The sequence below is a fragment of the Halostagnicola alkaliphila genome (assembly GCF_055379965.1).
On the sequence record NZ_AP043826.1, the window covers coordinates 1,143,928 to 1,168,776 of the forward strand.

Consider the following 24,849-nt stretch of genomic DNA (forward strand, 5'->3'; position numbering starts at 1 on the left):
CTATTAGTTGGTGCTTTCGCAGTGTGTGATCATGGCCAGACAGTCACCGAACGGTAATAATCACAAAAAACGGATAGACGGCGTCGATAACGACGGTGTCGTCGATAGCACGCGCCGCCGATTCCTCGGCGCGACCGCAGGGGCCTCCCTCGCCGGGCTCGTTCCGGTCAGTGCGACCACCACCGTCGGAGCCGAGGAAGCCGATGAGACCGTAACGATCGTCCACGACACGCACTTTCACGGCCGGTTTCAGGACGCCGAGGAGGCCGAACTGAACATCGCACGCTACTATACCGTCGTCCAGGATGTTCTCGAGGACGAAGACAACGCGCTGTTTTTCGGAAACGGCGACGATATCGCGCCGTCGATGCTCGGCCTCGAGTACGAGGGCGAACACATGATCGAGGCGCTCAACTACATGGATATCGACGCTAACGGGGTCGGAAACCACGAGTACGACTTCGGCGCGGACGTCGCGACCGACCGGTTCGAGGAGAGCGAGTTCCCCTGGGTCGTCGCGAACTTGCTCGACGAGGAGGGCGACGCCGTCCCGGGGACCGAACGCTGGATCACGATAGAGGAAGGGGACCTGACGATCGGCGTCTTCGGGCTCGTCTCGGAGACCTTCCACTCGCTGACGGACTATCCCGAGGAGTGGGAGGTGTTAGGCTACGTCGAAGGATCGCAGGAAGCGGTCGACGCGCTTCGCGACGAAGGCGCGGACATCGTCGTTCTGGCGTCGCACGTCTCGACGGGGGTCCACTACACGCTCGCGTCCGAAGTCGACGGCCTCGACGCCATCGTCGGCTCACACTCCGGCGTCGTCCTCGAGGAACCCGCTCTCGAGGACGGAACGATCATCAGCGAGTTCGGGGACGAGTTCGACCACGTCGGCTCGATCACGCTCGACGCGGACGGCGACCTCGTCGACTGGCAGCGAACCGACTTGCTTCCCGAGGAGTTCGATCCCGCTCCGGAGGTCGACGAGTACGACGAGATCAGCGCTCGCAACCTCGCGGATATCGCCGAAGACGAGTACCTCGCCGACCTGACCGAGGAATGGACCGAAGATCTCGAAGACGAACTCGGGCAGACGGCCTTCGAGAGCGAGGTCGAACTCAACGCGACGTTCGACAACTACGCGATCGAGACAAACTGGGGGAACCTGATGACCGACGCGATGCGGACCGTCGGCGAAACCGACGATATCGAGGTCGACATCGCCGCCCAGAACGGCGGCGGCATTCGCGGCGATTCCACCTACGGCCCCGGCGAAATTCCGGGGACGGCCGTCATGGATACCCTTCCGTTCCCCAACGCGATCGAAGTTCTCGAGGTAACCGGCCAACAGGTCGTCGACTATCTCGAGGAGGAAATTCGACCGCTACCGGACCAGGACTTCGGCGCACAACCCGCGATTCAGGTTTCGGGCGTCTCCTATGAATGGTCCGGACACGAGGACGACGTCTGGGTGGACAACGTCTTCGTCGGCGGCGAACCTGTCGACGAAGACGAGACGTACCATCTCGCACACAACGATTACACGGTCGGTAACTCGCCGACGCTTTCGGAGGCCGAAGTGCTTCTCGAAACTGGCCAGTTCCAGGGCCCGCACGTGTTAGCGGAACTCGAGGACGAAGACGAGCCGGTCGCCCCCGAGCGGGAGAATCGAATGATCCGCGTCGACGAGGAAGTCGATTCGGCGACCGTCGAGGAGGGCGACGAGGAGATCACGCTCACCGTAGACGTGCCGGACGGGGCCGACGAAATCGACGAGGATTCGTTCCGCGTCGCGATTCGGACGGGTGCGGACGTTGATGCCGAATCTGCGAGCGGTGATGGAGACACGATCGATGTGACGTTCGAGGAAGCCGCGCTGGTCGACCTGCTCGAGGACGTCGACGAGCCGGTTGCCAGACTGTTCGGAAGCTACGAGCCGGACCAGGGCTACTGGGACTACGGCTTCGACGTGCCGAGCTCGGACGGGTACGATCACTTCAAACTCAAAGCGGACGTGAGCGCTTCCGCGGTGCTCGGCGAAGAGCCCGACGACGGCTCGAACGACGATTCCGACGCGGACGACGACGGAACCCCAGGATTCGGCCCGGCCGCTGCGCTGACTGGCGGTGCCGGTGGCGCGTACCTCTACGCTCGAAACCGATCGAACGGCGGCGACGAATCCGGTGACGAGCACGAACTCGAGGGCGAAGCCGACAAGCCGATCGACGGCTAAAATCAGGTGCGACTGACCGGCGGAATCGAGCGACTACCGATACCGCCGGCAACAAGCACACGAACTCGCGGACCCAACGAACGCACATCTCCCGATAGGACATGGTAGACGAACGCACGTTTCTTGATACGACATGGTAGACGAACGCACGTTTCTTGATACGACATGGTAGCAGAATCTGAACGCACTCGAGTTGAACGCGCCGTTCGTGCCCTGATGGCACTGCTGGTCGTCCTCACCGCGGCGGGAGTCGCCGTCGGCGCGGTCGCCGCAGCGGATCAACTCGCGGTCATCACGCCCTCACCGCACAGCGTCGACGCCGAACCCGGCGAGGAGTTCACCGTCGACGTTACCATGGTGACCGACGGCGGCCACGGCGGCGAGGGCGTCGAATCGGTCGATCTGGTCGCCCAGTACCATCCGGAGTACCTCGAGATAACCGATATTGAACCGGGTCCGTGGCTCGAGCAAGACGAGGAAACTGACGTCCACGACGAAGAAACGCTGGCTCATCCGGAGGGAACGGCGATCCTCGAGCAGTGGCGAGAGCCCGCCGCGGGCGGAGCAACCGGTAACGAGAGACTCGCGACGGTCACCGTCGAGGTCGCCGACGACGCGCCGCCCGGCGAGGCGAACGTCAACTTCGAGGAAACAAGCGTAAACCTCGAGCGGTCCTATCCGATGCCGATCCACGACCAGAACGTCTCCGTGATTATCGACGGCGAAGACGAGCCCGTCGAGTCGTTCGATCATCCGGAGCCGGACCCCGACGAACTCGAGGATCACCAAAATGGGGGGCAAGACGAGTCTGGCGAGGACGAGAGCGACACGGCTGAGGGCTCAGGTGACACCGACGATTCCGTGCCGGGCTTCGACGGGGTTACGCTGATCGCAACCGCGATAACTGGTCTCGTTGCCGTCTTCCTACTGGCTCGAGACCGAGGATAGAACGAGTCAGATCTCGGTTTCGGGTTCGCTCTTTTCGACCTCGAGTTCGACGTCGCTCGCGGTAACGCCGATCCGAGCGAACTGCGTTCGGACGTGTTCTTTGGCTGCTTCGACGGCCTGATCTCGGGTGTCGAATCCGCGGGGCATCGGCGACTCGAAGGCGACGTTGACCTCTCGATCGTTGATGAGTTGGGTCGTTCCACCGCTGTCGACCTCGTAGAATTCGTCACAGACCCAAACGTACGCGGCGTCTTCGTTCGGTGCACCGCGGAAGGATGGTGCCTGTTCGCCGCGCTCGTAGAGCGTTCCCGTCAGTTCGGTACCGCCTGCGCGACCGCGTACCATCAACATGAACCGTTCTACGGCACGAAGATGCAAAAAGGCGTGGAGTTGCGGACACTGACGCCGGTGTCTCTCCGACATCACTAACGCCGGTGTCCTCCGATATCACTACGGTCTCAGTTTACTCGCGGTTTCCGACCGAGTAACTGTCCCGTCCGCGCAAGTGCCGTGTAACGTGCCCGCTACGCCTTCGGTACCCGAACTCGTTCCCGAACCAGAGGAACTCTCGAATGCACGCCCCAAATCCTTTTGGAAATGAGCTTATACCGGTTGGACGGGTGTTTCGTTATAATGAGCTCGGACGCCCACTTCGGCGGCGACAGCAGACGAACTTCGTTGTCGAACATTCCGGCGAAGTGTTACGACGTTCTCCGGCACCCACGACGCCTTCGTATCCTCGAAATTCTAGGTGCCACTAACAGAGAGGTGTCGCTTACTGAACTGGCGAACGAGATCCGCGCTCGAGACGGGTCTGACGAACCGAACGAATTGTCCGACAGGCAGCTCCGGACAAGTCTCGCTCACAATCATCTCCCGAAGATGGCAGACCACGGCGTTATCAACTGGGACGGCGAGGTTGCGTCGGTTGGGGAAGACGCACCGATCCCGCCGATAAACGTCGCGGCGCTCCTCGAGACGTGTTCGAGCACGGACGAGAACCTCCTCGAAACGGTCGTTCATCCGGTCCGAATGCCGACCCTACGGTTGCTCGAGCAACAGGGTCGAGCGTGTTCGATCGACGTTCTCGCAGAACAGTTGGCGGCGCTTGAAGTCGGCTCCCTCTCGGATAGCCAGACGGCAAAAATCGCCCTTCACCACTCGCACCTCCCCGCACTGGCAGATATCGACCTCCTCGAATACGAAGACGGATGGGTGAAGACGAACAAGCGGTCGATCCCGACGATGCACTGATACCGGCCCTCGTCCTCGAGTCTGCTTCCAGCGACCTGCTCTCCTGTCATCCCTTATTTTCGATGTCCCGAGTGTCGCCCTCGAAGGCGGCGAGTGTGAGCTGCGGATCCCTCGATCCCTGCCGGTCGGGGAGAGTGACGACCGTCTCGGTATTTCTTTGAAGGATGAATAAGATATCGTGTATATGAGCGATCTGGGCGATTTCACCGAACACACCGTCGACGACGGGGGCGCGGAGTCCGCCGGGACGGCCGATGCAGACGACACCCCCTCGAGCGCCGAGGGATCGGCACAGACGAGTCCCGATGGAACCGACGACGACTTCGAGGTAACGTCCGTCGACCCTCGAGGCGAAGACGTCGGCATCGGAACCGTCTGCGTCTCGCAGGGCCTTCGAATCGCCGAGGACGAAGACGAGACGAGACTGCGGGCGTACATCACCCAGGGGAACCGCTCCGATATCAGGATCGGAACGTACCTGCTCGCGCCCTATCCCGAGGAGGTGGGAGGTGCTCCCGGATCGGCGACGGCCGCGGGTGACGGTCGGGCCGGTGCGAACGCGGCCGAAGAAACGCTGTTCTGTCGTATTACCGGTCTCGAATACGCCCAGCAGTACCACGCCGACGACGCGACGGAGATCCACGCACGACGAGCCATGCGCCGCGACGACATCGACGAAGCCGACTTCAAGTTTATCGCGTCGCTCGAGCCCGTCGCCGTGTTGTACGAGGATGGTGAGGACCTCAAACGGCGGATGACCGATCGCGTGCCGAAACCCCAGACGGTGATCCGGACGGCCGACGATACCGAGGAAATCAAGACGGGACTGAAGATTCCCGAGGACGGCGTCTTCCTGGGGCATCTCTCCGTCGGCGGCGAGAAGGTCCGGACGGCCGCGTCCCCGCCGACCATCGATTACCCGCTCAAGGACGACTACGAGGCGGGCGACCCGCTGGTCTTTCGCCACTCGCTGGTCGCCGGCGGAACTGGTTCCGGGAAGACTCACGCCGCGAAGAACGTCCTCCGGCAGTACCTCGCCGAGGAGCGAACGTATCCGATGGCGGACGGCCGTGAGGTCCAGCCCGCAATCGTCCAGTTCGATCCCCAAGACGAGTACGCTCAGATGCATGACGACAACCCCGATCTCGACGACGACTTCGCGCGGCGACTCGAGCGCGAGGGCGTCGCGTACGGCGGGATCGAGGAGACGACGGCGTTCGTTCCGAAGGTCGGCGATTCCTCGTACGCGGCGGGACACCACCGCGCCGAACAGGTCGAGTTCACGATTCCGTTCTCGATGGTCCACGAGAACCCGTGGCTCGTCGCGGGCAGCGGGCTCAACGACAACCAGTACGGCGCGCTGACGAGTGTCTTGCTCCCGCGGTTCAGGGATCAGTACGGTCCCGACGGAACCTACCGGGAATTCACGACGTTCCTCGACGATCCGGCGCTTCGAGAGGAGTTAGACGAGTCCGGTCGAGTCCACGAGGCGACCTTCGACGCAGTCCGCCGGCGCGTGCTCGGCTTCGGCCACGTCTTCGATCAGGACGCCCGGCCGATCACCGACCTGATCCACGAGTTCGTCCGTCCAGGGGGGCTCTCCGTGGTCCCGACGTACCACATCAGCGACTCAAGGGCGACCGAAGCTATCGTGCTCGCGCTCTCGAGTCTGGTCATCGACCAGAAGCTCTCGAACGATCCGGACTACGAGCGAATCAAGGAGACGCCGCTGATCTTGGGGATGGACGAGGCACACAACTTCCTCACCGACGCCGACAGCGTGCAAGCGGGGAAGGTCATCCGGAAGTTCACCGAAGCGGCGAAGCAGGGTCGAAAGGAGCGTCTGGGGCTCTTTCTCATCACGCAAGATCCACAGGATATCGACGACGCGGTTTTCAAGCAGATCAACACGACCGTCGTCCTCAACTTAGGCGACGAGGACGCCATCAAGAGCGTGAACATCCCGAGCAATCTCGAGTCGAAAGTACCCTACATGGAGAAGGGGCAGATGGTCGTCTACTCGCCCGACAACTCCGAACCCGTGGAGCTAATCGGCCTCTCGAAGTGTCTCACGAGACACGGGCGGGATTGACGGGACACGTGCGGGATTGACGGTGCGCCCGACTGCTCGAGGCGTCCGATCGGAGCGACTGAACGAAAAGATCGACCGAGGGGAAGTTTTCAGCAGAAGTTCTGCGTGGCGAACACCTGATCGTCGTCAGTGATGTGGATGCCGATGCCTTGGTTCTCCCAGTGGTCGGCGAGGAGGTTCTGCTGGTGACCCTGTGAATTCATCCACTGTTCGGCGATACCGTAGCCGAGTTCTTGCTCGTCTTCGTAGTGGACGAGATCCCCGTCACCCGTGTTGACCGGCGTGTCGTACCACGTTTGTGCGATGTTCTCGCCGCCGACGTATCCGTTCACGCTGCACTCGTATCCCGCATCCTCGTACCTGTCGGTGAACGCGTTTCCGTCCGGATCATCGTGGGAGAAGTAGCCGCGCTCGGCCATATCCTCGCTGTGTGCCTGGGCGATATCGCGAAGTTCGGTGTCGAACTCGAGTTCGTCGGCGCCGTCTGCAGTGCGTTCCTCGTTCACCGCTTCGTGAACGGACAGCTCGACGGCCGTTATATTGATTTCGCCGGTTTCGTCGATACTGGTCTCGCTCGCGTCGCTCGTGGTCGTACTCGAGGCGGATACCGCGGCTCCGGCACCGATCAGACTCAGGACGAGCATCGTTGTGACTGCCGTGATAACTACCGATCGTGTGAATCGTTTCATCCACATCGTCCCTTCACGTTGTTCGTAATAATAATAGCGAATACAAATTATAAAAAGATAATCACGAAGTTTGATGAGCGGTGCCGACGGCCGTCGCTCGTCGTACTATCGAGACTCGAACCGCGAAGCGCTGAAAATAGAACCGCTGGCTCGAAACGACGGCACTATCGCGGGGTCAACCAGCGACCGACTAGCTCGGTCCCAGGAGCGTTCGCTCGAAAAATCCCGCAATCTCACTCGCGATTTCGTCGTGTTTTCCGAGAAAGAAGTGATCGCCGGATAGCGCGACGGACTCGTCGCCGCGCTCGTTCGCACACTCGACGATCTGATCCCACTCGACGGTCGTATCTCGCTCACCGTACAGTACCTGAACGGGTAGTTGCGCTCCCTCGAGTCCCTCGAGCGCGTCGAGGTCGTCCGCAAGTTGTGCCGTCGGGGCGAGAACTGCGACGCCGTCGCACTCGGCGTCCGAGGCGGCGATCAACGCCAACGTCGCGCCGAAGCTGTATCCGAAGACGCCGACCCGGTCGTAGCGCTCGTTCGCCCAACGAATCACGTTTCGGACGTCCTCACGCTCGCCGTATCCCTCGTCCCAGGAGCCGTAATCGAACCGAAGGCACGCGATATCGGCCTCGAGCAACACCTCGCTCACCGCGACGAGCCGCTGGTCGCTCCGGGAGCCGCCGTGTTGTGGATGCGGCGGACAGGCCACGACGATCGCGTTCGGTTCGTTTCGGTGCGCTTGCTCACGGCCGACATCGGGTTCCTCGAGAGTGCCCCGAACGTCGCGAGCGCCGGGAATCAGGACGGTCGTCTCGTCGGTCATGGACTCGAGTAGTCGCTCGTCGGTAATCAAACCGCCAGATGGCCGCTTGCGGACCCGGAACCGATCGTGAACGGGACGAGGCTGAACCGCTCTCTACGGCCGAATTCTCGGCCGTCACAACCGGGGGTTCACGGCGGTATCTGCGGGCGGCTGGCTGTTTCGCGCCGCACAGACTGTTATCAAAGTGATGTTTTTAAGGGTGACGAGCGATAGCTAGTGAGTATGGGCATCCTCTCTCGGACCTCTTACGTCATCCGGTCGAAAGTCAACTCGCTCCTCAACCGGGCCGAGGACCCGACGCAGACGCTCGATTACTCCTACGAGCAGATGCGCGACCAGCTCCAGGACGTCAAACGTGGCATCGCCGACCTGACGACACAGAAAAAGCGCCTCGAGATGCAAAAGCGCCGACTCGAGGATAACGTCGAGAAACACAACGAGCAGGCCCGAACCGCGGTCCAGCAGGACCGCGAAGACCTCGCTCGACGCGCCCTCGAGAAGAAGAAGACGAAGATGAACCAGATCGAGGATCTCGAGCGCCAGGTTTCGGAACTCCAGAACCAACAGGATCGTCTCATCGACCAGAAAGACGAACTCCAGAACCGCATCGAGGAGTTCCGAACGAAAAAGGAGACGATGAAAGCCCGTTACGAGGCCGCCGAGGCGAGCTCGACGGTTTCGGAAGCGATGACGGCAACCGGCGACGAGTTCGAGGATGTCGGCCGAGCGATCGAGCGCGCCGAAGAACAAACCGAAGATATGGAGGCTCGGTCCGCCGCGATGGACGAACTCCACGAGTCGGGTGCCTTCGACGACGTGCTTTCGGATAAGGACAACATCGACCGAGAACTCGAGGAGCTCTCGACAGATAGCGGCGTCGAGGCGGAACTCGAGACGCTCAAGTCCGACGTCGGCGGCGGCGAGTCCGAACCCGAACCGGAACCCGACGCGGATCTCGAAGCCGACGTCGACGAGGAAGAGATCGAAGATCTCGAGGCGGAGGTTCCGGACGAGGAAGTCGAAGCCGAGCTCGCGGAGCTTCAGGACGAAGAAAACTAGGCGTCCGGAGCGAGCGAGCTGTTTTCTGTCTCGAGAGACTGTTGATCACGCGTCCGATAGGGAACCCGGTGATAGCACGTAGCCTGTTGTCTAGAACGCGGCGAACGGCGCTGTTATCCTTTTGTCCGCTATTTACCACCCTTGATACCGATATCCGAGCACTCGAGTGAATCGCTTTCCTCAGCATCCAGTTTTCGCGCGTCTCTCTGATCTCGGTAGGTCAACTGACCAATCCGGCCGTATGTTTATCAATGCGATTGGCATATCCTGAGTTGATGAGTCTTCGGGACGACTTAAGCGCGGGAGTCAACGTCGTGTTGCATTTCGTTCTTCTCGGTGGCATGGCCTGGGCGTCGGGACAACCGTTTCTCTTTCCCAGTCTCGGTCCCTCTGCATACCTGCTCGCAACCGGGGAACAGCCTCGAGCGGAGGGTGCCTACCACGTGATCGGCGGCCACGCCGTCGCGGCGGTCTGTGGACTGATCGCGTATCTGTTGCTCGCCGACGGGTTGATCGTCGTCGACGCCTTCGAGCAGGGTGAACCCTTCTCGAGCGAGGTCGGCAGGCTCGCACTCAGCGGGATCATCGCGATGGTGTTGACGACGATCGGGATGCTCTGGACCGATACGAACCATCCGGCCGCCTGCGCGACGACGCTGATCGTCGCTCTCGGACTCATGGCGACGGTTATCGAAGTCGTCGTCATCGTCCTCGCCGTTGCGATCCTCGTCGGATTTCACGATATCGTCGTCGATCGAATCCAGAATATCTACGGCGTCGAACCGGAAGATCCGCGATAGCTTCCTTCGTTTTCAGCGGGGTCGAAACCACTTTTAGCGGAGGCGCAACTGCGACGATTGCGCGTAGTGTATCGACCGTGTCTCTCCTTGGGGCCGATGGAGGCGGACTTGCTGGCCGATCTCCTTCCTTTCGTTCAAAACTCACACTCCCTATTCTCGTCGAGGGACTTGAAAAATGAGATCGACTCTCCAGTTCCAATGATTGCAGTTACGACCGCAGGTTCTGCGAACTCGGGAGTGAGCTCGGTCTCTTCCCACTCTCCCGTGTCGACTCGAACTTTCAACGCGAATGCCCCCTCCGAAGACGGGAGGTCTGAAGCCGTTATTTGTAGGGAGCTGTCCCCTTCTTCGTTGTTTGTAGCGAGTTCGGTTTCTTCTTCGTATCGGACGGCGTCGCCTTCTGTAATACGGATTTGTACTTCGTGGCTCGTCGTTCCCTCGTTGAACACTCTCGCTTCGCAAAACTGGATTTCCTCCTCGGATTCACCGACCGCATCGAAACACCCACTACTCGTACCGAGCGCCCCGACGGCGGACAATTGGAGGATCGATCGTCGAGATCGGCGCGTCACGCTGACACATTTGTATAAATTCACATAAGGTTTCTGTTCGTGCTCTTCTCGCGCGTTCCGATCAACGAAAATACCGCTCTACAGCACCGGGACGGTGTGAGCCGTTCGAAACGATAGCTCGCTCCTCGACTCACGCTGGCGTTCCGAGCGCAACGATGTCGTAGTCTGCGATATCCTCGGGTGACTCGAGGATGACGACCTGAAACTCCCACTCGGAACCGCCGCTGAGGTCGCCGGTGGTGTCGAGATACCGGTCGATCTGGGTGCCGTTTTCGTCGTAAACGCGAACGCGAACTTCCACGAGTTGGATTCGGTCGGTTCCTGTATTTTCGACGGTCCCCTGTACGGTCGAGCCGAGATAGCCGTCCTCGAGGACGAACTCGTGATCGCCGATCGCGATTCCCTCGAGCGGCGTCACCCCTTCCGTGATCTCCTGTTCGGCGACGCTTTCGGCTGCGGTCATCTCTTCGGCGGTCCGGTCTTCCCCGTCGATGTCGCCGACGTCGCCGGCTTCGTAATCCGGTTCGTCACCGATATCGATGCCGTTACAGCCGGCGAGGATCGCGACGGTCGCGGCCCCGCTCGCGGCGAGAACGCGACGCCGACTCGGGAGGGTCGAAGGCATCAGAACGCTGGCCTTCGCCCGTCCGTCGGAGGCGCCTTTCGCTCTTTCCCCGCGCGACGGGTCGCCTTGCGATCCATGACTCGTCGAGCAAACCGGCCGTCTCGCGGGTGCCGTCTGTACACAGTAGTTCCGAAGCACCGAAAGCGATCACCGTAACCGTTCATACCCGGATCGACACCGCGAACGCATTTGAGTGTAAGCCCTGAATGAAACGACCTTCGAAGGGTCTCCGCGTTCTCGAGTCACCTCGCCGCGATATCAGGTAGAAAATCGATCCGTTGGATCCGGATCCGGGAGGGCCCAACACGAGAGACGAGCTGTGGCTCACTCTTAGCGTGGGCTACCTGTTCAGTGGAACGCTCGCTGATATGCAACGCCGACCATTATTGTCGGCCAGAACGACAGTATCTCTATGGGGTCTTCCGAGACGGACGAGACGCTCGAGTCTTACGGGGCCGAAGTCGAGGATCGAGCGAGTTCCGTGACGCGGTTCCAGGAGTGGGTTTTGGTCGAGGGAGACCGACTGTTCATCACGTTCGCGCTTTCGGTCGCCACGTTCATCCTCTTTCTCGTGTTGAACGAGATCGGATTCATCTCGTTCGCGAACGACGACTCGGTGACCCGACTTGCTGGCGGGATGATCGCGGGGACGTTCTCGCTCGTTACGCTGGTCGTGTCGATCAATCAGTTGATCCTCTCCCAGGAGTTCGCGACGGCCGGAGAGGCCCGCGGACAACTCGACGGTGTCATGGATTTTCGCCGCGACGTCGAGGAGCAGACGGGTGTTCCGGCGAGCCCCGCAGCGCCGACGCGGGTGCTCGAGTTGATCGTCGAAGCGATCTATCACCGTGCGGGAGAACTCGCCGAGGCCGTCGACGACCACGAGGATAGCGAGTTCAAAGAGCAGGTCAACCAGTACGTAAACAGCGTTCAGGAGCGGACCGACCGAGTCGACGAGACGCTCGAGTCGACGTCGTTCGGGACGTTCAAAGCGGTTTCCGCGTCGATCCGGTACAACAACGCCTGGCAGGTGTACGTCGCGAGACACCTTCGCGGGAAGTACGCCGAGGAGCTGTCGGACGAGCAACTCGAGGCGTTCGACGACCTAATCGGGACGCTTCAGCTCTTCGACGTCGCACAAGAGCACTTCAAGACGACCTACCTCCAGCGGGAACTCACCAGGTTTTCGCAGTTGACGATCTACTCGGGCGTTCCCGCGATTCTGTCGGCGATCACTATCGGGCTCGTCTACGCCGATTTCGGGGGCGCGAGCGTCAGCATCGTCTATCTCCCGATCGTCGTGAGCGCACTCATCGCGATCGTCGTCTCGCCGCTCGCGCTGCTCGTCTCCTACATCCTCCGCACCGCAACCGTGACGCGCAGGACGGCGTCGGTCGGCCCGATGTTACCGCAGAAGGATCCCAATGCTGGTCCGTTCGAGGTGTCCTACGGAGAGGACGACGAATGATCTACACAGTCCAATGAGTAGCGACGAGGCGATCGACGAGGAGGTGGCCCAAAGCGACCTCGTCCACGAACGGCTTCGCGAATCGCCGGTCAAACGTTGGGTCATCCTCGACGGGAATCGGTACGTACTCACGGCGTTGTTCGCCGCCGTCGTCTTCCTCGTCTGTGCGACCATCGGATTCGCCGGATACATCCCCGTCACTGACCCGGCGACCGCCACGACCCTCGTCGCGGCCATCGTCGGCGGGACGCTCCCGTTCATCACGATCGTCCTCGCGATCAACCAGCTTGTCCTCTCCCAAGAGTTGGGCTGGCCGGGCGACCTCGAGGAGCGCTTCGCCGAGATGGCGTCGTTTCGTCGGGATGTCGAGGAACTGACCGGAACGACGGTCAGCCCGGCCGCGCCGGCGGATTTCCTCCAACTCGTCGTAGAGTCCGTCGTCGATCGTGCACAAACACTGGAATCGACCACAGAGCGCGTCGACGACCCGGAACTCGAGACGCTCCTCGAGGCGTTCGCCGACGCGGTCACCAGCGAAGGAGAGATCGTTATCGACGCGCTCGAGGGTGCCGACTTCGGCACGTTCGATGCCCTTTCCTCGGTCCTCGGCCACTTCAACGGGGCGCACCTCTACGCGGCCCGCACGATCCGAGAGGAACACGGTTCGGACTTCCCCGAGGAGGCCGTCGATACGCTGTCCGTCCTCGTCGAGTTGTTCGGACACCTCGCCGTCGCCAGACAATCGTTCAAGACGCTGTACATGCAACACGAACTCGCGCACCTCTCGAAACTCCTGTTGGTCGTCGGGTTCCCGACGCTTCTCGGCGGCGGCATTTTCATGATGACCTACGGGTCGATCATCGAGGCCGTCGGCGATCCAACCCTCCTCGTTCTTCTCGTTAGCATCGTCGTTACCGTCGTCTTCCTCCCGTTTATCGTCCTGCTGGTCTACACGTTCCGAATCGCCTCGATCGCGAGTCGAACCGCCGACTTCGGCCCGTTCGTCCCGCGCGTCGACTTCGAAGAATAGGTGACGGCTCCGAACTGCCGTCGACTTCCGGCCGCGGTATTTTCCCTCCCGCTCCTGTCGATCCGTTCGATTCGATGGGGGATTCGGATTCGACCGATGACGGTACCGACGGGAACGACCACTACGGGAGACCGAGCGGCGTCCGAATGTACCTGTTGCTCCGTCTGGACCGCCGGCTATTCACAGCGGCCGTGCTGTCGATCGTCTTCCTCGTTCTCGCGATCACGAGTCAGCTCGGCCTGTCGCCGTTGCGCCAGATCGTTTCGAATCAGGACGGCCTCGAGTTCCTTTTTTCGGCGTTTATCGGCGCGATCATCACCGGCACGTCGATCGTCGTCACGATCAACCAGCTCGTGTTATCCCAGGAACTGGGTGCGGTCGGCGACCAGCGCGAGCGGATGGGCAAATCGATCGAGTTCCGCGAAGACGTCGAGGACGCGATCGACGAGCAGGCGAGCCCACCCGATCCGTCCGCGTTTCTGTACGATCTCATGGACGGTACCCAGGAGCGGGCGAACGGGATCGCCTCGGCGGTCGAACGCGACCACGGCGAGGACGTCCGAACGGCGGTCGAGGAATACGTCGACGGAATTACCGAGATCGCGAACGCGACGAAAGACACCCTCGAGAACGCCGAGTTCGGTACGTTCGAAGTGATTTGGTACGCGCTCACGTTCGATTACTCCCGAAAGATATACGAGGGGCGACAGCTCCGGGCCGATTACGAGGACGACCTCTCCTCGGAAGCGAGCGAGGCCATCGACGACACGATCGAGGTGATGAAGTTCTTCGGTCCGGCTCGAGAGCACTTCAAGACGCTGTACTTCCAGTGGGAGCTCATCAACCTCTCGCGGGCGCTGCTGTACATTTCGGTTCCCGCGTTGGCCGTGATGGCGATCATGATCATGTACGTCGACGCGAACGCGCTTCCGGGGACGACCCTTGGCATCGATAATTTGGTCTGGCTAACAAGCGCGGGATTCGTCGTCGGAATCGCTCCCTTCGTCGTCTTCACGGTCTACATTCTTCGGATCGCCTCCGTCGCGAAGCGGACCCTCGCGATGGGGCCGTTCATCCTTCGGGAGTCCGAGCGCAGTGACGACTGATCGCGGTCCGTCGGTGAGACGGACCATCAGGAGCGGTGATCAGTATTTATTTCCACACCGTTGTGTACTACTCGAGTACACCGATGAGCGACGAGGGTTCGCAGCCGGGCGATACGATGGCCGAGCGAAGCGTCGAATCGACGTGGAAACACGAACTCCTGTTGAACGCCAACCGGTGGCTCGTTACCGCCGGTCTCATGGTGTTCGTGTTCGTCGGGCTGCTGGCCGCGAGCCAGATCAGCCCCGTTTCGCTCCGATCTCTACTCGAGACGAAAGAACCCGTCCACACGCTGTTTCAGGGACTCACAACTGCTTTGATTACCGGCGTCACGCTCGTCGTCTCGATCAATTCGCTCGTCCTCTCCCAGGAACTCGGCGCGGTCGAGGACCAGCGCGAGCGGTTAGACGGCGCGATGGAGTTTCGAGAGGACGTCGAGTCGTCGATCGATGCGCCGGTGAGTCCGCCGGAGCCGTCGTCGTTTCTGCAAGCGATCATCGCCGCCTCCGAAGAACGGGCACGGGACTTTCGGAGCGCCGTCTCCGACAGCCGCGACGAGGAGTTCATCGATCGCGTCGACGGCTTCACCGAGAACCTGACGACTCACGCTGACACGATCCGCGACGACCTCGAGAACGCCCAGTTCGGCACCTACTCCGTCGTGAAATCGGCGCTGGATTACAACTACTCGTGGAAGATCTTTCGCGCCCGGCGAATCGAACAGTCCCACGCCGACTCGTTCACCGACGAGGCCCGCGACGCCTACGACGAACTGCTCGAGTCGCTGAAACTGTTCGGACTCGCTCGAGAGCACTTCAAGACGCTTTACTTCCAGTGGGAACTTATCAACCTCTCGCGAGCGATGATGTACGTCGCGGTTCCCGCCCTGATCGTCACGGCCTCGATGATCCTCTTTTTCGACGCGAACGCAGCGACCGGGACTCTCCTCGGTATCGACGCGCTCGTCTGGATCGTCGCCGCCACGACGACCGTCGCGGTCACGCCGTTCTTGATCCTGGTCTCGTTCGTCGTGCGGATCGCAACCATGGCCAAGCGAACGCTCGCGATCGGCCCGTTCATCCTCCGGGAGTCCGGCCGCGGCGAGGATATCGACTGGGAGTGAGTCGCAAGTCGATCTGTGGATCAAATACCGTTTCTTGCAGGAGCAGGGACCAGCTTTAGTTGAATCTTGAGTGTCGTTCGCTACCGTGACTTGTACAACTCGTAACACGACCGGGATCGAGTCCGCGGAACCGAAGCGCGCCGATCACGGCGGGAGATATCGATGAAAGCGCTCGTCTGGCACGACGAAAAGGACGTTCGCGTCGACGAGGTTCCGAAACCCGAAATAGCCAATCCGACCGACGCGATCATCGAGATCACGGCTACCGCAATCTGCGGATCCGACCTTCACCTCTACAACGGGTACATGCCCGGAATGCGCGAAGGCGACGTGCTCGGCCACGAGCCGATGGGCGAAGTCGTCGAGGTTGGAAGCGAGGTCGACCGACTCGAGGTCGGCGACCGCGTGGTCGTCCCCTTCACGATCAGTTGCGGTTCGTGCTGGTTCTGCGGCGAGGACCTGTATTCGCTCTGTGACAACACGAACCCGAACGCCGAGCTGATCAGCAAGACGATGGGCCATTCGCCGGCCGGCCTCCTCGGATTCTCACACATGTTAGGCGGCTACGCGGGTGGACAGGCGGAGTTCCTGCGGGTCCCTCACGCCGACGTCGGTCCGATCAAAGTCGACTCCGATATCCCGGACGAGGAAGTTCTCTTCCTCTCGGATATCTTTCCGACGGGATACATGGCCGCCGAAAACGCCCAGATCGAAGACGGCGACACGGTCGCGGTCTGGGGCTGTGGCCCGGTCGGCCAGTTCGCCATCCAGAGCGCCTGGATGTTCGGCGCGAATCAGGTGATCGCGATCGATCGCATCCCCGAGCGCCTCGAGATGGCGAACAGTCACGGCGATGCGGAGACCCTCAACTTCGAGCACGAAGACGTCTACGACCGGCTGATGGCGATGACCGGCGGCCGAGGACCGGATCGGTGTATCGACGCAGTCGGTTCGGAAGCCCACGGCACGGGATTGGCCGGCGTGACCGATCAGGTCAAGCAGGACATGCACCTCGAGGACGACCGCCCGCACGTCCTGCGCGAGGCGATCAAGTGCTGTCGAAAGGGCGGCACGCTCTCGGTTCCCGGCGTCTACATGGGACAGTCGGACAACGTCCCGTTCGGTCCGCTCATGAACAAGGCGATAACGGTGAAGTCGGGACAGACCCACGTCCAGCGATACCTCGATCCGCTCATGGAGAAGATCGAAGACGGCGAGATCGACCCCTCGTTCGTCATCAGCCATCAGGTCGGCCTCGAGGACGGCCCGGAGATGTACGAGACGTTCAACAACAAGGAAGACGACTGTATCAAGGTGGTTATGACTCCTTGAAGGCCTCTTATCGGACTCTCTGTTACTAATCTAGCCACCCTCGCAACTCGTCGGGCATCACGTCAGGAAGTTCGCTCTCGGGTAAGGCGTCCCACTCGAGACGGTCCTCGCCCGGCTCTGCGTCCGTGCCGAACCCATTTTCTGCCGGCGAATCCCGTTCTCGGTATTCGCCCGGCGGCGCGTCGTGGGCGTAGACCCCCTCGGGGTGGTCGACCGTCCAGACGTGCATCATGCAGGGGGTCTGGCAGGGGAGTCGGAGCGAACGGTCGCTCGAGTCGCCCTCGTAGACCTGCTGGTAGAACCACCACGCGAATCGCCCCGGGAGTCCGGCGTGGTAGTGCCACGGCGAACAGCGGGTTTCGTCGCCCGGGTGGTCGTGGTGGTGATCGTCCTCGCCGTCCTCTTCGCCGTGATCTCCGTGGTCGTGATCGTCTTCGGCATCTCCGTGGTGGTCGTCGGCGTCTCCGTGGCCGTGGTCGTCGTGATCCCCGTGTTCGTGGCCGTCATCTCCGTCGTGGTGATCATCGTGTCGGTCGTAGTCCCCCTGTTCGTAGTCCTCGTCACCATCCTCACCGTCTCCGTCCACCTCGTAGACCGCCGGCGGCGGATCGATCGGTTCGCCGTCGCTGGTCGCGATGAACATCACGCCGATCGATCGCCACGAGTCGTTGTCGACGAGAACGGATTCGGGCCGCTCGGGATCCAAGACGTTATCGTCGCCGATGTACTCCGGACTCAGCCAGTGGGACCAACCGTCGTCGTCGCTCGAGAGCGTGTCGAAGTAGGGCTTGAACCCGGCCTCGAGCAACGCGTTCGCGTCGGGGTATTCGTTCTCGAGCGTTTCTTCGACGGCCTCGCGGAGCGTTTCGGTTTCGGGATGGTCGTCGGCACAGTCCTCCATACTCGCCCCGTCGCAGTGGCCCATGCTCGGTTCGGTCGTCGCGTCGGGACACCGATCCGAGAACCAGTCGGTCGTCGTGTTCTGGGAGGATCTTGCAGCGCCCGTGGTAGAGAGCGCGAGCGCGCTCCCGGTCGCCGTTAACATCGTCCGTCGGAGGATCCTTGAGGTGTCGTCGTCGCGCATGTTATCGTGACAACCACACCGGCGGTTGTAAACCTCAGTTCAGGCGATTTGGACGGTCTGAAAATATGAAAGACGACTAGCGATCGCGGTGCTATCGGCGAACAATGGTCTGGTCTGGCTAAAACCGAATCTGGGACGGGAACGAGGCTCGTGATTACGCTTCCTCGATAACGAGTTCGGCCTCAAGCGGCGCGGTTCGTTCGAAGAGCCGGTCACCACCGAACGTTCGGACCGCGGCGGTCCCCGACCGCAACCGATCGTAGGAGGGGCCGAATTCGTAGGTTTCGGACACCGATTCGGTCGGCTCGAGCGTGGTCGACTTCTCGACCTCGACGACGCCGGGATCGGTTTGCTCGATTGGATAATTACTCACCCCCTCAACTCACACGGGCGTCTCTTCACAGAGGGTTCTTGACGGGTCAATTCCGACTGTGCTTTCTATGGATAGCATGGTCGACAAGGCCCCTACTGAGTATCAGACGGACGGAAAAGATATTACTCCTCACAAGAACTATTTTGTATGGAACAGAACATCATCGAACGGAACTTCGTTGTGAGTTTTCTCCTCGGCTTAGGCGTCATCATGATGATGGCATTTGTCGGAGAACGGCTTGCAATTAGTCTGTTAGAATACGGTGTTCCATACGGAGAATGGATTGGTGTCGGTATCGGAGCAATTGCTGTCTTTATCGCATTTGCAGCGGTGTACACTCGCTTCGATTCAGTCTACGGAAATTGACTGTAACTATCTCTCGTTCGGTTTAGCACCTGTACTGAGAGGTGTGTGCCTCCTAAGACATGGTGAAACGAAACGCGGCGATCTGATCACTACAGGTGCTAGTTGAACGATGTGAATGCTGTCACAGTATATGTGACTGTAGTCACTTCTCGTTCTCGTGAGATGTGAATTCGATGAAAGCCCTCAGCCCGCTCGCGGCCGCTCTGCTGGATATCCTCACTGCGTTCGGATAGTGCCAGCAGAGCGACTCCTCGCCGACGCGAGCCCGCTTCGCCCTTTCAATCCGCCTGAAGACGTTCCTGCTCGCTTCGCTGCGCGGGCTGCGACTTCCGAGCCCACACTCGCTTCGCTCGCGTGGACACCAGGCTCAGCTATTGCCTGCCTTTCCCCGGGTCGCACAGCCCGCACTGAGGCGCGGGCACGAGCTCCCGGCCACCGCGGCGGCGGGTGGGATTGAAAGGGGCTGGTCCGGTCGGGGAGTCTGGGGGCCGCTAGCACCGCAGGTGAGCGAAGCGAACCGAGGAGCGCACGCCGCCAGACGACTCGAGCGGGCCAGGGGCTTTCGAGCTGTTCATCGCAGCACCGTTGTCCCCCATTTACCAATCTCAAGCACATCGAAAATTGACAATTCCTGAAGCCAGACGATACCTGCACAGCCTGTACTTGCCGTTCGTCGAGTAATCGTGGAGAGAGTGTGCGACCTATTTGATTACAACCTTTTCCCCATATGGTGGGAAGTGAGAATTCCCATGGGTAGTCTCACTTCCCACCTGAAAACCACATAGCGATTTTGCTCCCAATCAGCTATCCAGGTCTTCAGCTACGAAGCGACAGTAAATCGTCTTCCAATGGTAGCTGACTACTAATGCGTGGCTGTGTATGAACATCTGAATGGGTATAGCCACCATGGAATAGGCGTCGCCAACGCAATTGATCGCCCTTCAATATGCGTCGAGACTGAAAGCAGTCCTTTGTATACGCGGGGGTAGTTAGATCTGTAGGTGAATATCTAACTAACGCTGCCTCTACTACCTTGCAACCGTGCACGAGATAGGTCTCCTGCGAGTGAACGGCGAGCGGGTTGCACACTACGAATAAGCCAGAGCGCCGAGATATTATACAGTTGTATAGAGTACGTATAGCTATGAGCACCGATAGACACTCTGTGCCGGTATCGCTCCCGACTGAGTTGGTGAAAGAACTCGATTCACTCGTCAAGGACGGCGTGTTTAGTTCACGGTCCGAAGCCCTCCGATATGGTGCCCGCCTCATCGTTCGCGAAGAACGACAAGCACGACTCCACGACCAAACCGACGCTGAGGCGCGTGCGGACGTCAAAGAGCGCTTGGAGCGAAAGCGTGTATCTTGATACCGACCCCGTCCTTGCACTTCTGAAAACCGATGACTGGCTAGCAAGCACGGTCGACCTCGAGGCGATCGACGCACCAAAGACATCGGTCCCAATAGCGATTGAAGTGCAGTACGTGATGGAAGACACCTGGAGCAACGAACAGCTCTCGAATAGCCACAGCAAGATTGCGAACGAAGGAATCGAACTCGTCCCGTTGACCGTCGATATGATGGACGCCGCTGGAGAGTTGCGACGGACTTATGACCGGCTCAATGTCTTCGACGCGGTCCATCTTGGGACTGCCTACACGCTTGAGGAACCGATCGTATCGACCGACACGCTCTATCCTGAGATCGACGAAGTCGGACACGTCGATCCGCGCGACCTCGATTGACATCCCAACCGAAGGTGTCATAGAACGATTTGCAGAGTATTCTTTCATCTCACTTGGACTGAGCTACCCGTTCGAATGGAATGCTATGGATTCTGTCAACTATCTATAAATTTGGCTGAGTCGTGTCGAATACGGAGAGCGAGTCTTGCACGCACGAAAGGGGAGATTCAGCCGCTTTTTATCGAAAGATCTCGCCCATCCCAGCCGTGATAAGTAGGTTACCTAGTCAGCTTTATCCAAGCTTAACGATGATAGTATGGCCTGTAATTGTTCGTCCGACCATTCACTTCTTTCTGGAATCTGCCTTCCAACAAACTTTGTTGGCATATCTATAACCTCAAAATTTTCTCGACACCCCGGTTTCAAATACTCACTCGTACTAATTCTACCCAAATGGGCCTGTGCCCAACCTTCTCCTATTTGCACAGCGTATCCTGACTCATAGACTATAATTTTCCAATCGCTTTCGCTCTCAAGATGGAAGGAGTCATTTGTCCGATAAAGTCCAAAACCTCCTCCTTCGCCACGAGGCCCAAAAATCAGATCGAAATCCAATATCGAGTCCTTGGCTTCGGGATCTACATCTGTAAAATAGACCTTTTGAACACGGATCGGTTGATCTGACTGTGTTCGTTCCTGTGAGGTGCTCTCGCCTATATTTAAGAAATCGAACAATCCCATAGTCAACATATCTGACTCAAGTCTATTAAATCTCAGAGAACGCTGTCTTTACACCGGTACCCTACTCTACTGCATAGAACCTCTATATTCAGCAAGCGACGTTTAACAGATCCCAGATAAACCGATAGACACTCCGGTGACGTCTCGCCCTGTACTCCTCACCAGTTTCACTCTCAGTGTGAAAATAACGGAATTGTCCCCCCTCTCTACTGGTACTGGCGAACCACGTAGCGACGACCTGCAACTCGAGGAATCATCAAACAATCTCGGTACTCGAGCAACCTAATTACTCGAGCAAATCACCCCGAACCTGACAGCCACAGGGGTAGGCGTTGTGGTACTCTGGAACGAGCTGGACGACGGTGGATACCGGACAGCCACAGTGGGGACATTCGGGGTGGGAGAACGGCTCCTCGTCGGTTACCCGAACGCCGAGATTCGTCACGACCAGCGGGACGCCCCGAACCTCGAGGCGGACTTGGACCGAGCGGCCGCCGGAGTCGAGTAGTCGGGCGAGCGCTTCGGGGTCGAACTCGCTTGCGAGCTGGTAGGAATCTCGAGGGATGCCTTCTTTCTCGAGGGTTCGGACGATGTCGACGACCAGATCGTCCGTCGCGACGGTCATCGCTCGTACCTCTTCCGGCGTCTGTGACCTGCTATCTGTGGTTTGGGACCGACGGCTGGCACTAGTTGACTTCGATTCGTCTGTCGGACGGGATGTTTAAGCCCGCGGAGAAGCAATCCAATCATGGCAACCATCCGTTACCGGATTGGAAGCCACGTCTCGGGTGCTATGACCACCCGGGGCATTTCAATACGAACGCCCCCATGTCGCGGAGTGTGTGGCTTCCATTTGACATCACGCCCTGTAGTGTCATATAATTACTGTTTTCGAGAGGGAATACTGTCTCTCGAGGAGGGAACGTACGGATGTATCGACCTTCTGTCACACGGGTCACTGCTGGACTCGAGAATACTTCTGACGCTGGCTCGAGAACACGACCGACACTAGCTTGAGAACGCCACTAATGTTAACTCAGGAATAATACTGACGCTGGCAACAAGGATTTCCACGTCCTCCCCAGCCGATTCGTTCGCTGTCCGCGACGCTCCGCGTCGCGTTTGCTCACTCATCCCTCGCACAAGTTCCACTCGCGGATCGCTAATCGCGACCCGCGAGTGAGCGCGCGCCACCGCATGTGCGTGGCTGGTGGGGTGTGAGACCCCCTCGAGTTGCGCTGAACATTCGTCGGATTGGTATCGCAGAACGACAAAACTATTCAGTTACCCCGTCGCCTCAGTTGTGAACGAATTCACATGTATGGCTGCTCACCTGGATAACTGATCTCGCCTTGCACGGGTGGCGAGGCAGTGATCGAACTCAGTACTCTCTAATCACCAACACGTGGAAGGCAAAGCCCTAATACACTGTCCATAGAATATGTATTAGGATGTCTGCTGACGATCACGTTGCGGCCCCGCCAAACCCTGAAGAACCGTTTAACGACCTCCTCACATACGCAGAGTTACTGAACACGCCTCGGCTCGCTCGGTTGTACATTCACATTCTCCGGAACGGCCCGGTGACGATCGAAGCGATCAAAGACGCTCTCGAGATGGCTCATTCGACGACGTACAAGTACGTCGGGCATCTCGAGGAAATGGAGGTTTTGACGCGACACGACGAGAATCCAACGACGGTGACCGTCGTTCCGATCCGCCTTCGAATCGACACGGACGATGGAGCGGTGACTGCGACACCGGCACTCATCGATGCGATCGGGCGACAGACCGATACTGAAGATATCCGCGTGTTCGTCGAGCGACAGGGGGTCCCAAAACTCGCTGCGGCGTTGCACTACGCGCGTCGAATCGAGGACGGAGAACTCACACAGCGGACTGCATCGAACAAACTCGATGTCCATCCTTCCGAGGGGATGACTGTCTTTACCGCACTTCGGGATGTCGTTGAAGCGGCTGAAACGTACGATCCGTATCTTACGCAACCTGAGTAATATACAGGGCCCGAATGTCGCACGTGGTTATTCGTCTTTAGCTAAGACTCACACCTCGGTTGCGTAGCGGTAGCGAGCGTCTCTTGTAACACTGGGCGTTGCTGGTGGATCTTCTGTGCGTCGTCGATCAGTCGGTCGAGCAGCGGTGGCGGCGAATAGCCGAGATATTCGCCAAGTTCGTGGAGGATGAGCTGGGCGTGCGACCGGAAGGTCGCCGCCCAGCGTTCCGGCGGAAACACGATCTCATCGTCCGCCTGTTCGGTGACCAGATCGAGCAATTCACGACTCACGAGCAGTGACAACAACGCTGCGTACAGCAGAATTTCGACAATATGCTTCTTTGTCGTGTCGAACTCGTCCAGTTCGTACTGCGTCTTCAACTCACGGAATAGCAACTCCACCTCCCACCGACACCGATAGACCGTCCCTAGATCCGACGGCAGGAACTCTTCTCTCGGGAGATTCGTGATGTACAGGTGGTAGTCGTCGGCGTCCTCTTTGCGGACGCCGACGACGCGAAACCGCTTCGTATCGCGTGACTGCGTTCCTCCGTACGGTCTTCGGTCGAACTCGGCTTCGACTTCCACGTCGATGTACTCGCGGTGCAGATCATCCACAACATCGTGGATCTGCTCACCTTCCAAGGGAATGGCGCGGCCGCGCCATTCCCGTAATTCCTCCGTTACGACCGGATTTGCGCTCTCTTTCAGCCGACTCACGAAGTAGCCGTCGTTCTCATCGATCAACGCGAAGCGGCGGTACTTGAAGTAGGCTCGGTCGAACAGAACGAGCCGATCTTCGAGCCACGATCCTGTGTTAAACAACGTGCTGTCGTGCGTTTTCTCGTCAGTCACGTCGAGACGTTCTATCGTCTGCTCAGTGGCATTGTGGAGCAGGTGGAGCTTCGCTCCAGCCTGCTCCTCCTTGCGAGCTTCGTACTCATCGGCAAGGAACTCGTGCAACCGCAGGACGGTTCCATCAGCGATCATCACGTCCCTGAATCGGTCGATATCGGCGTCAACAGTGTCAGGGACAGCGACCTCGTCGAGGCCACGCTCGACGAGGTCGCGGAAGTACTCTGCGAGAGACGGCGTCAACCGGTGATAGAAGCCGCCGGGAGAGATCGTCTCGTCGCCTGTCGAGTTGTAGCTGCGTCTGAAGCCAGCGAGTGTTCGGCTTTCGCCTGCGGCGAAGCCGAACACGAATGCCCAGACGAAGGCGGGAATCTGGAGCTTGCGGTCACGTTCGACCACGCCGAGTTCCTCGGCGTGCTCTTCGAGGAACTCGGAGGGAAACAATGTAGTGAGCCGACGCATAATCCGAGATGAGGAGGCTTCGTTGTGCACACTCGTCGCCTCCTCATTCCTCTCGAAAAGATGCCTCGATAAGCCGCCGCTGTCACGTGGTTTCTCGCTTAGCTAAAGACGGAT

25 protein-coding genes are annotated in these 24,849 nt (G+C 59.5%); 15 read left to right on the plus strand and 10 right to left on the minus strand.

The features are described 5' to 3' along the window. Positions 1-31 precede the first annotated feature (31 nt). Positions 32-2,233, plus strand: coding sequence for a bifunctional metallophosphatase/5'-nucleotidase (locus tag ACZ5C7_RS10850; protein ID WP_464376321.1), 2,202 nt, complete (start codon positions 32-34; stop codon positions 2,231-2,233). Between the two features lie 165 nt (positions 2,234-2,398). Then, entirely contained in the window at positions 2,399-3,181 is a 783-nt protein-coding gene (locus tag ACZ5C7_RS10855) for a cohesin domain-containing protein (RefSeq protein ID WP_464376322.1), read from the plus strand. Positions 3,182-3,187: 6 nt separating this feature from the next. Here the strand turns inward: ACZ5C7_RS10855 and ACZ5C7_RS10860 are convergent, their stop codons facing one another. Then, the gene (locus tag ACZ5C7_RS10860) at positions 3,188-3,532 is read right to left on the minus strand and encodes a DUF7113 family protein (protein ID WP_464378436.1); all 345 of its coding nucleotides are present in this window, start codon (positions 3,530-3,532) and stop codon (positions 3,188-3,190) included. A 282-nt stretch (positions 3,533-3,814) separates the two neighbouring features. Between ACZ5C7_RS10860 and ACZ5C7_RS10865 the strand changes: the two genes are divergently transcribed. Continuing rightward, complete coding sequence (locus tag ACZ5C7_RS10865; protein ID WP_464376323.1) at positions 3,815-4,435, plus strand: DUF7344 domain-containing protein; 621 nt, start codon at positions 3,815-3,817, stop codon at positions 4,433-4,435. Positions 4,436-4,619: 184 nt separating this feature from the next. Then, a complete protein-coding gene (locus ACZ5C7_RS10870; RefSeq protein ID WP_464376324.1) occupies positions 4,620-6,527 on the plus strand; it encodes an ATP-binding protein in 1,908 nt (635 codons plus the stop codon). 89 nt (positions 6,528-6,616) lie between these two features. Here the strand turns inward: ACZ5C7_RS10870 and ACZ5C7_RS10875 are convergent, their stop codons facing one another. Together ACZ5C7_RS10875 and ACZ5C7_RS10880 are read right to left on the minus strand one after the other, a co-directional pair. After that, positions 6,617-7,216: a CAP domain-containing protein gene (locus ACZ5C7_RS10875; protein ID WP_464376325.1), complete on the minus strand. Its 600-nt coding sequence runs from the start codon at positions 7,214-7,216 to the stop codon at positions 6,617-6,619. A 190-nt stretch (positions 7,217-7,406) separates the two neighbouring features. After that, a complete protein-coding gene (locus tag ACZ5C7_RS10880; RefSeq protein WP_464376326.1) occupies positions 7,407-8,042 on the minus strand; it encodes an alpha/beta hydrolase in 636 nt (211 codons plus the stop codon). A 222-nt stretch (positions 8,043-8,264) separates the two neighbouring features. Here ACZ5C7_RS10880 and ACZ5C7_RS10885 point away from each other — a divergent pair, with 222 nt between their 5' ends. Both ACZ5C7_RS10885 and ACZ5C7_RS10890 read left to right on the plus strand, forming a co-directional pair. After that, a complete protein-coding gene (locus ACZ5C7_RS10885) occupies positions 8,265-9,101 on the plus strand; it encodes a PspA/IM30 family protein (RefSeq protein WP_464376327.1) in 837 nt (278 codons plus the stop codon). 275 nt (positions 9,102-9,376) lie between these two features. Next, on the plus strand, positions 9,377-9,901 hold the full coding sequence (locus ACZ5C7_RS10890; RefSeq protein WP_464376328.1) for an HPP family protein: 525 nt from the start codon (positions 9,377-9,379) through the stop codon (positions 9,899-9,901). 134 nt (positions 9,902-10,035) lie between these two features. On the opposite strand, the gene ACZ5C7_RS10895 is transcribed toward ACZ5C7_RS10890, so the two are convergent. Then, entirely contained in the window at positions 10,036-10,473 is a 438-nt protein-coding gene (locus ACZ5C7_RS10895; protein ID WP_464376329.1) for a hypothetical protein, read from the minus strand. A 130-nt stretch (positions 10,474-10,603) separates the two neighbouring features. After that, positions 10,604-11,098, minus strand: coding sequence for an FxLYD domain-containing protein (locus ACZ5C7_RS10900; RefSeq protein WP_464376330.1), 495 nt, complete (start codon positions 11,096-11,098; stop codon positions 10,604-10,606). A 412-nt stretch (positions 11,099-11,510) separates the two neighbouring features. Here ACZ5C7_RS10900 and ACZ5C7_RS10905 point away from each other — a divergent pair, with 412 nt between their 5' ends. The 5 genes from ACZ5C7_RS10905 (at position 11,511) to ACZ5C7_RS10925 (ending at position 17,155) form a co-directional block, all read left to right on the plus strand. Then, complete coding sequence (locus ACZ5C7_RS10905; protein WP_464376331.1) at positions 11,511-12,566, plus strand: DUF7972 family membrane protein; 1,056 nt, start codon at positions 11,511-11,513, stop codon at positions 12,564-12,566. A gap of 13 nt (positions 12,567-12,579) precedes the next feature. After that, entirely contained in the window at positions 12,580-13,596 is a 1,017-nt protein-coding gene (locus tag ACZ5C7_RS10910; RefSeq protein WP_464376332.1) for a DUF7972 family membrane protein, read from the plus strand. Between the two features lie 74 nt (positions 13,597-13,670). Further along, positions 13,671-14,702, plus strand: coding sequence for a DUF7972 family membrane protein (locus ACZ5C7_RS10915; RefSeq protein WP_464376333.1), 1,032 nt, complete (start codon positions 13,671-13,673; stop codon positions 14,700-14,702). Positions 14,703-14,785: 83 nt separating this feature from the next. Continuing rightward, positions 14,786-15,823, plus strand: a complete 1,038-nt coding sequence (locus tag ACZ5C7_RS10920; protein WP_464376334.1) for a DUF7972 family membrane protein — start codon at positions 14,786-14,788, stop codon at positions 15,821-15,823. A gap of 162 nt (positions 15,824-15,985) precedes the next feature. Next, positions 15,986-17,155, plus strand: coding sequence for a zinc-dependent alcohol dehydrogenase (locus ACZ5C7_RS10925; protein WP_464376335.1), 1,170 nt, complete (start codon positions 15,986-15,988; stop codon positions 17,153-17,155). A gap of 25 nt (positions 17,156-17,180) precedes the next feature. Here the strand turns inward: ACZ5C7_RS10925 and ACZ5C7_RS10930 are convergent, their stop codons facing one another. Then, a complete protein-coding gene (locus tag ACZ5C7_RS10930) occupies positions 17,181-18,239 on the minus strand; it encodes a hypothetical protein (protein ID WP_464376336.1) in 1,059 nt (352 codons plus the stop codon). Between the two features lie 154 nt (positions 18,240-18,393). Next, on the minus strand, positions 18,394-18,612 hold the full coding sequence (locus ACZ5C7_RS10935) for a hypothetical protein (protein WP_464376337.1): 219 nt from the start codon (positions 18,610-18,612) through the stop codon (positions 18,394-18,396). Between the two features lie 147 nt (positions 18,613-18,759). On the opposite strand from ACZ5C7_RS10935, the gene ACZ5C7_RS10940 reads away from it, so the two are divergent. From ACZ5C7_RS10940 to ACZ5C7_RS10950, 3 genes are all read left to right on the plus strand, one after another. Further along, a complete protein-coding gene (locus tag ACZ5C7_RS10940; protein WP_464376338.1) occupies positions 18,760-18,978 on the plus strand; it encodes a hypothetical protein in 219 nt (72 codons plus the stop codon). A gap of 1,144 nt (positions 18,979-20,122) precedes the next feature. Then, positions 20,123-20,347 (plus strand): ribbon-helix-helix domain-containing protein, encoded by a 225-nt coding sequence (locus tag ACZ5C7_RS10945; RefSeq protein ID WP_464376339.1) that lies wholly within the window; start codon positions 20,123-20,125, stop codon positions 20,345-20,347. Continuing rightward, the gene (locus ACZ5C7_RS10950) at positions 20,337-20,723 is read left to right on the plus strand and encodes a PIN domain-containing protein (RefSeq protein WP_464376340.1); all 387 of its coding nucleotides are present in this window, start codon (positions 20,337-20,339) and stop codon (positions 20,721-20,723) included. Before ACZ5C7_RS10945 ends, ACZ5C7_RS10950 begins: the two co-directional genes overlap by 11 nt. Before the next feature lie 222 nt (positions 20,724-20,945). Here the strand turns inward: ACZ5C7_RS10950 and ACZ5C7_RS10955 are convergent, their stop codons facing one another. Together ACZ5C7_RS10955 and ACZ5C7_RS10960 are read right to left on the minus strand one after the other, a co-directional pair. Further along, positions 20,946-21,404: a hypothetical protein gene (locus ACZ5C7_RS10955; protein ID WP_464376341.1), complete on the minus strand. Its 459-nt coding sequence runs from the start codon at positions 21,402-21,404 to the stop codon at positions 20,946-20,948. Between the two features lie 286 nt (positions 21,405-21,690). Beyond that, entirely contained in the window at positions 21,691-22,029 is a 339-nt protein-coding gene (locus ACZ5C7_RS10960; protein WP_464376342.1) for a hypothetical protein, read from the minus strand. Positions 22,030-22,855: 826 nt separating this feature from the next. On the opposite strand from ACZ5C7_RS10960, the gene ACZ5C7_RS10965 reads away from it, so the two are divergent. Beyond that, positions 22,856-23,419: a DUF7437 domain-containing protein gene (locus ACZ5C7_RS10965; protein WP_464376343.1), complete on the plus strand. Its 564-nt coding sequence runs from the start codon at positions 22,856-22,858 to the stop codon at positions 23,417-23,419. A gap of 41 nt (positions 23,420-23,460) precedes the next feature. On the opposite strand, the gene ACZ5C7_RS10970 is transcribed toward ACZ5C7_RS10965, so the two are convergent. After that, on the minus strand, positions 23,461-24,735 hold the full coding sequence (locus tag ACZ5C7_RS10970; RefSeq protein WP_464374780.1) for an IS4 family transposase: 1,275 nt from the start codon (positions 24,733-24,735) through the stop codon (positions 23,461-23,463). Between the last annotated feature and the right edge of the window lie 114 nt (positions 24,736-24,849).

Bases quoted from the DNA above. Each gene is read 5' to 3' on its own strand.
- ACZ5C7_RS10910 (WP_464376332.1), top strand. From the start codon at position 12,580: ATGAGTAGCGACGAGGCGATCGACGAGGAGGTGGCCCAAAGCGACCTC.
- ACZ5C7_RS10930 (WP_464376336.1), bottom strand. From the start codon at position 18,239: ATGCGCGACGACGACACCTCAAGGATCCTCCGACGGACGATGTTAACG.
- ACZ5C7_RS10890 (WP_464376328.1), top strand. From the start codon at position 9,377: ATGAGTCTTCGGGACGACTTAAGCGCGGGAGTCAACGTCGTGTTGCAT.
- ACZ5C7_RS10915 (WP_464376333.1), top strand. From the start codon at position 13,671: ATGGGGGATTCGGATTCGACCGATGACGGTACCGACGGGAACGACCAC.
- ACZ5C7_RS10905 (WP_464376331.1), top strand. From the start codon at position 11,511: ATGGGGTCTTCCGAGACGGACGAGACGCTCGAGTCTTACGGGGCCGAA.
- ACZ5C7_RS10855 (WP_464376322.1), top strand. From the start codon at position 2,399: ATGGTAGCAGAATCTGAACGCACTCGAGTTGAACGCGCCGTTCGTGCC.
- ACZ5C7_RS10940 (WP_464376338.1), top strand. From the start codon at position 18,760: ATGGAACAGAACATCATCGAACGGAACTTCGTTGTGAGTTTTCTCCTC.
- ACZ5C7_RS10850 (WP_464376321.1), top strand. From the start codon at position 32: ATGGCCAGACAGTCACCGAACGGTAATAATCACAAAAAACGGATAGAC.
- ACZ5C7_RS10870 (WP_464376324.1), top strand. From the start codon at position 4,620: ATGAGCGATCTGGGCGATTTCACCGAACACACCGTCGACGACGGGGGC.
- ACZ5C7_RS10955 (WP_464376341.1), bottom strand. From the start codon at position 21,404: ATGGGATTGTTCGATTTCTTAAATATAGGCGAGAGCACCTCACAGGAA.
- ACZ5C7_RS10860 (WP_464378436.1), bottom strand. From the start codon at position 3,532: ATGTTGATGGTACGCGGTCGCGCAGGCGGTACCGAACTGACGGGAACG.
- ACZ5C7_RS10925 (WP_464376335.1), top strand. From the start codon at position 15,986: ATGAAAGCGCTCGTCTGGCACGACGAAAAGGACGTTCGCGTCGACGAG.
- ACZ5C7_RS10965 (WP_464376343.1), top strand. From the start codon at position 22,856: ATGTCTGCTGACGATCACGTTGCGGCCCCGCCAAACCCTGAAGAACCG.
- ACZ5C7_RS10970 (WP_464374780.1), bottom strand. From the start codon at position 24,735: ATGCGTCGGCTCACTACATTGTTTCCCTCCGAGTTCCTCGAAGAGCAC.
- ACZ5C7_RS10865 (WP_464376323.1), top strand. From the start codon at position 3,815: ATGAGCTCGGACGCCCACTTCGGCGGCGACAGCAGACGAACTTCGTTG.
- ACZ5C7_RS10880 (WP_464376326.1), bottom strand. From the start codon at position 8,042: ATGACCGACGAGACGACCGTCCTGATTCCCGGCGCTCGCGACGTTCGG.
- ACZ5C7_RS10875 (WP_464376325.1), bottom strand. From the start codon at position 7,216: ATGAAACGATTCACACGATCGGTAGTTATCACGGCAGTCACAACGATG.
- ACZ5C7_RS10885 (WP_464376327.1), top strand. From the start codon at position 8,265: ATGGGCATCCTCTCTCGGACCTCTTACGTCATCCGGTCGAAAGTCAAC.
- ACZ5C7_RS10945 (WP_464376339.1), top strand. From the start codon at position 20,123: ATGAGCACCGATAGACACTCTGTGCCGGTATCGCTCCCGACTGAGTTG.
- ACZ5C7_RS10900 (WP_464376330.1), bottom strand. From the start codon at position 11,098: ATGCCTTCGACCCTCCCGAGTCGGCGTCGCGTTCTCGCCGCGAGCGGG.
- ACZ5C7_RS10960 (WP_464376342.1), bottom strand. From the start codon at position 22,029: ATGACCGTCGCGACGGACGATCTGGTCGTCGACATCGTCCGAACCCTC.
- ACZ5C7_RS10920 (WP_464376334.1), top strand. From the start codon at position 14,786: ATGAGCGACGAGGGTTCGCAGCCGGGCGATACGATGGCCGAGCGAAGC.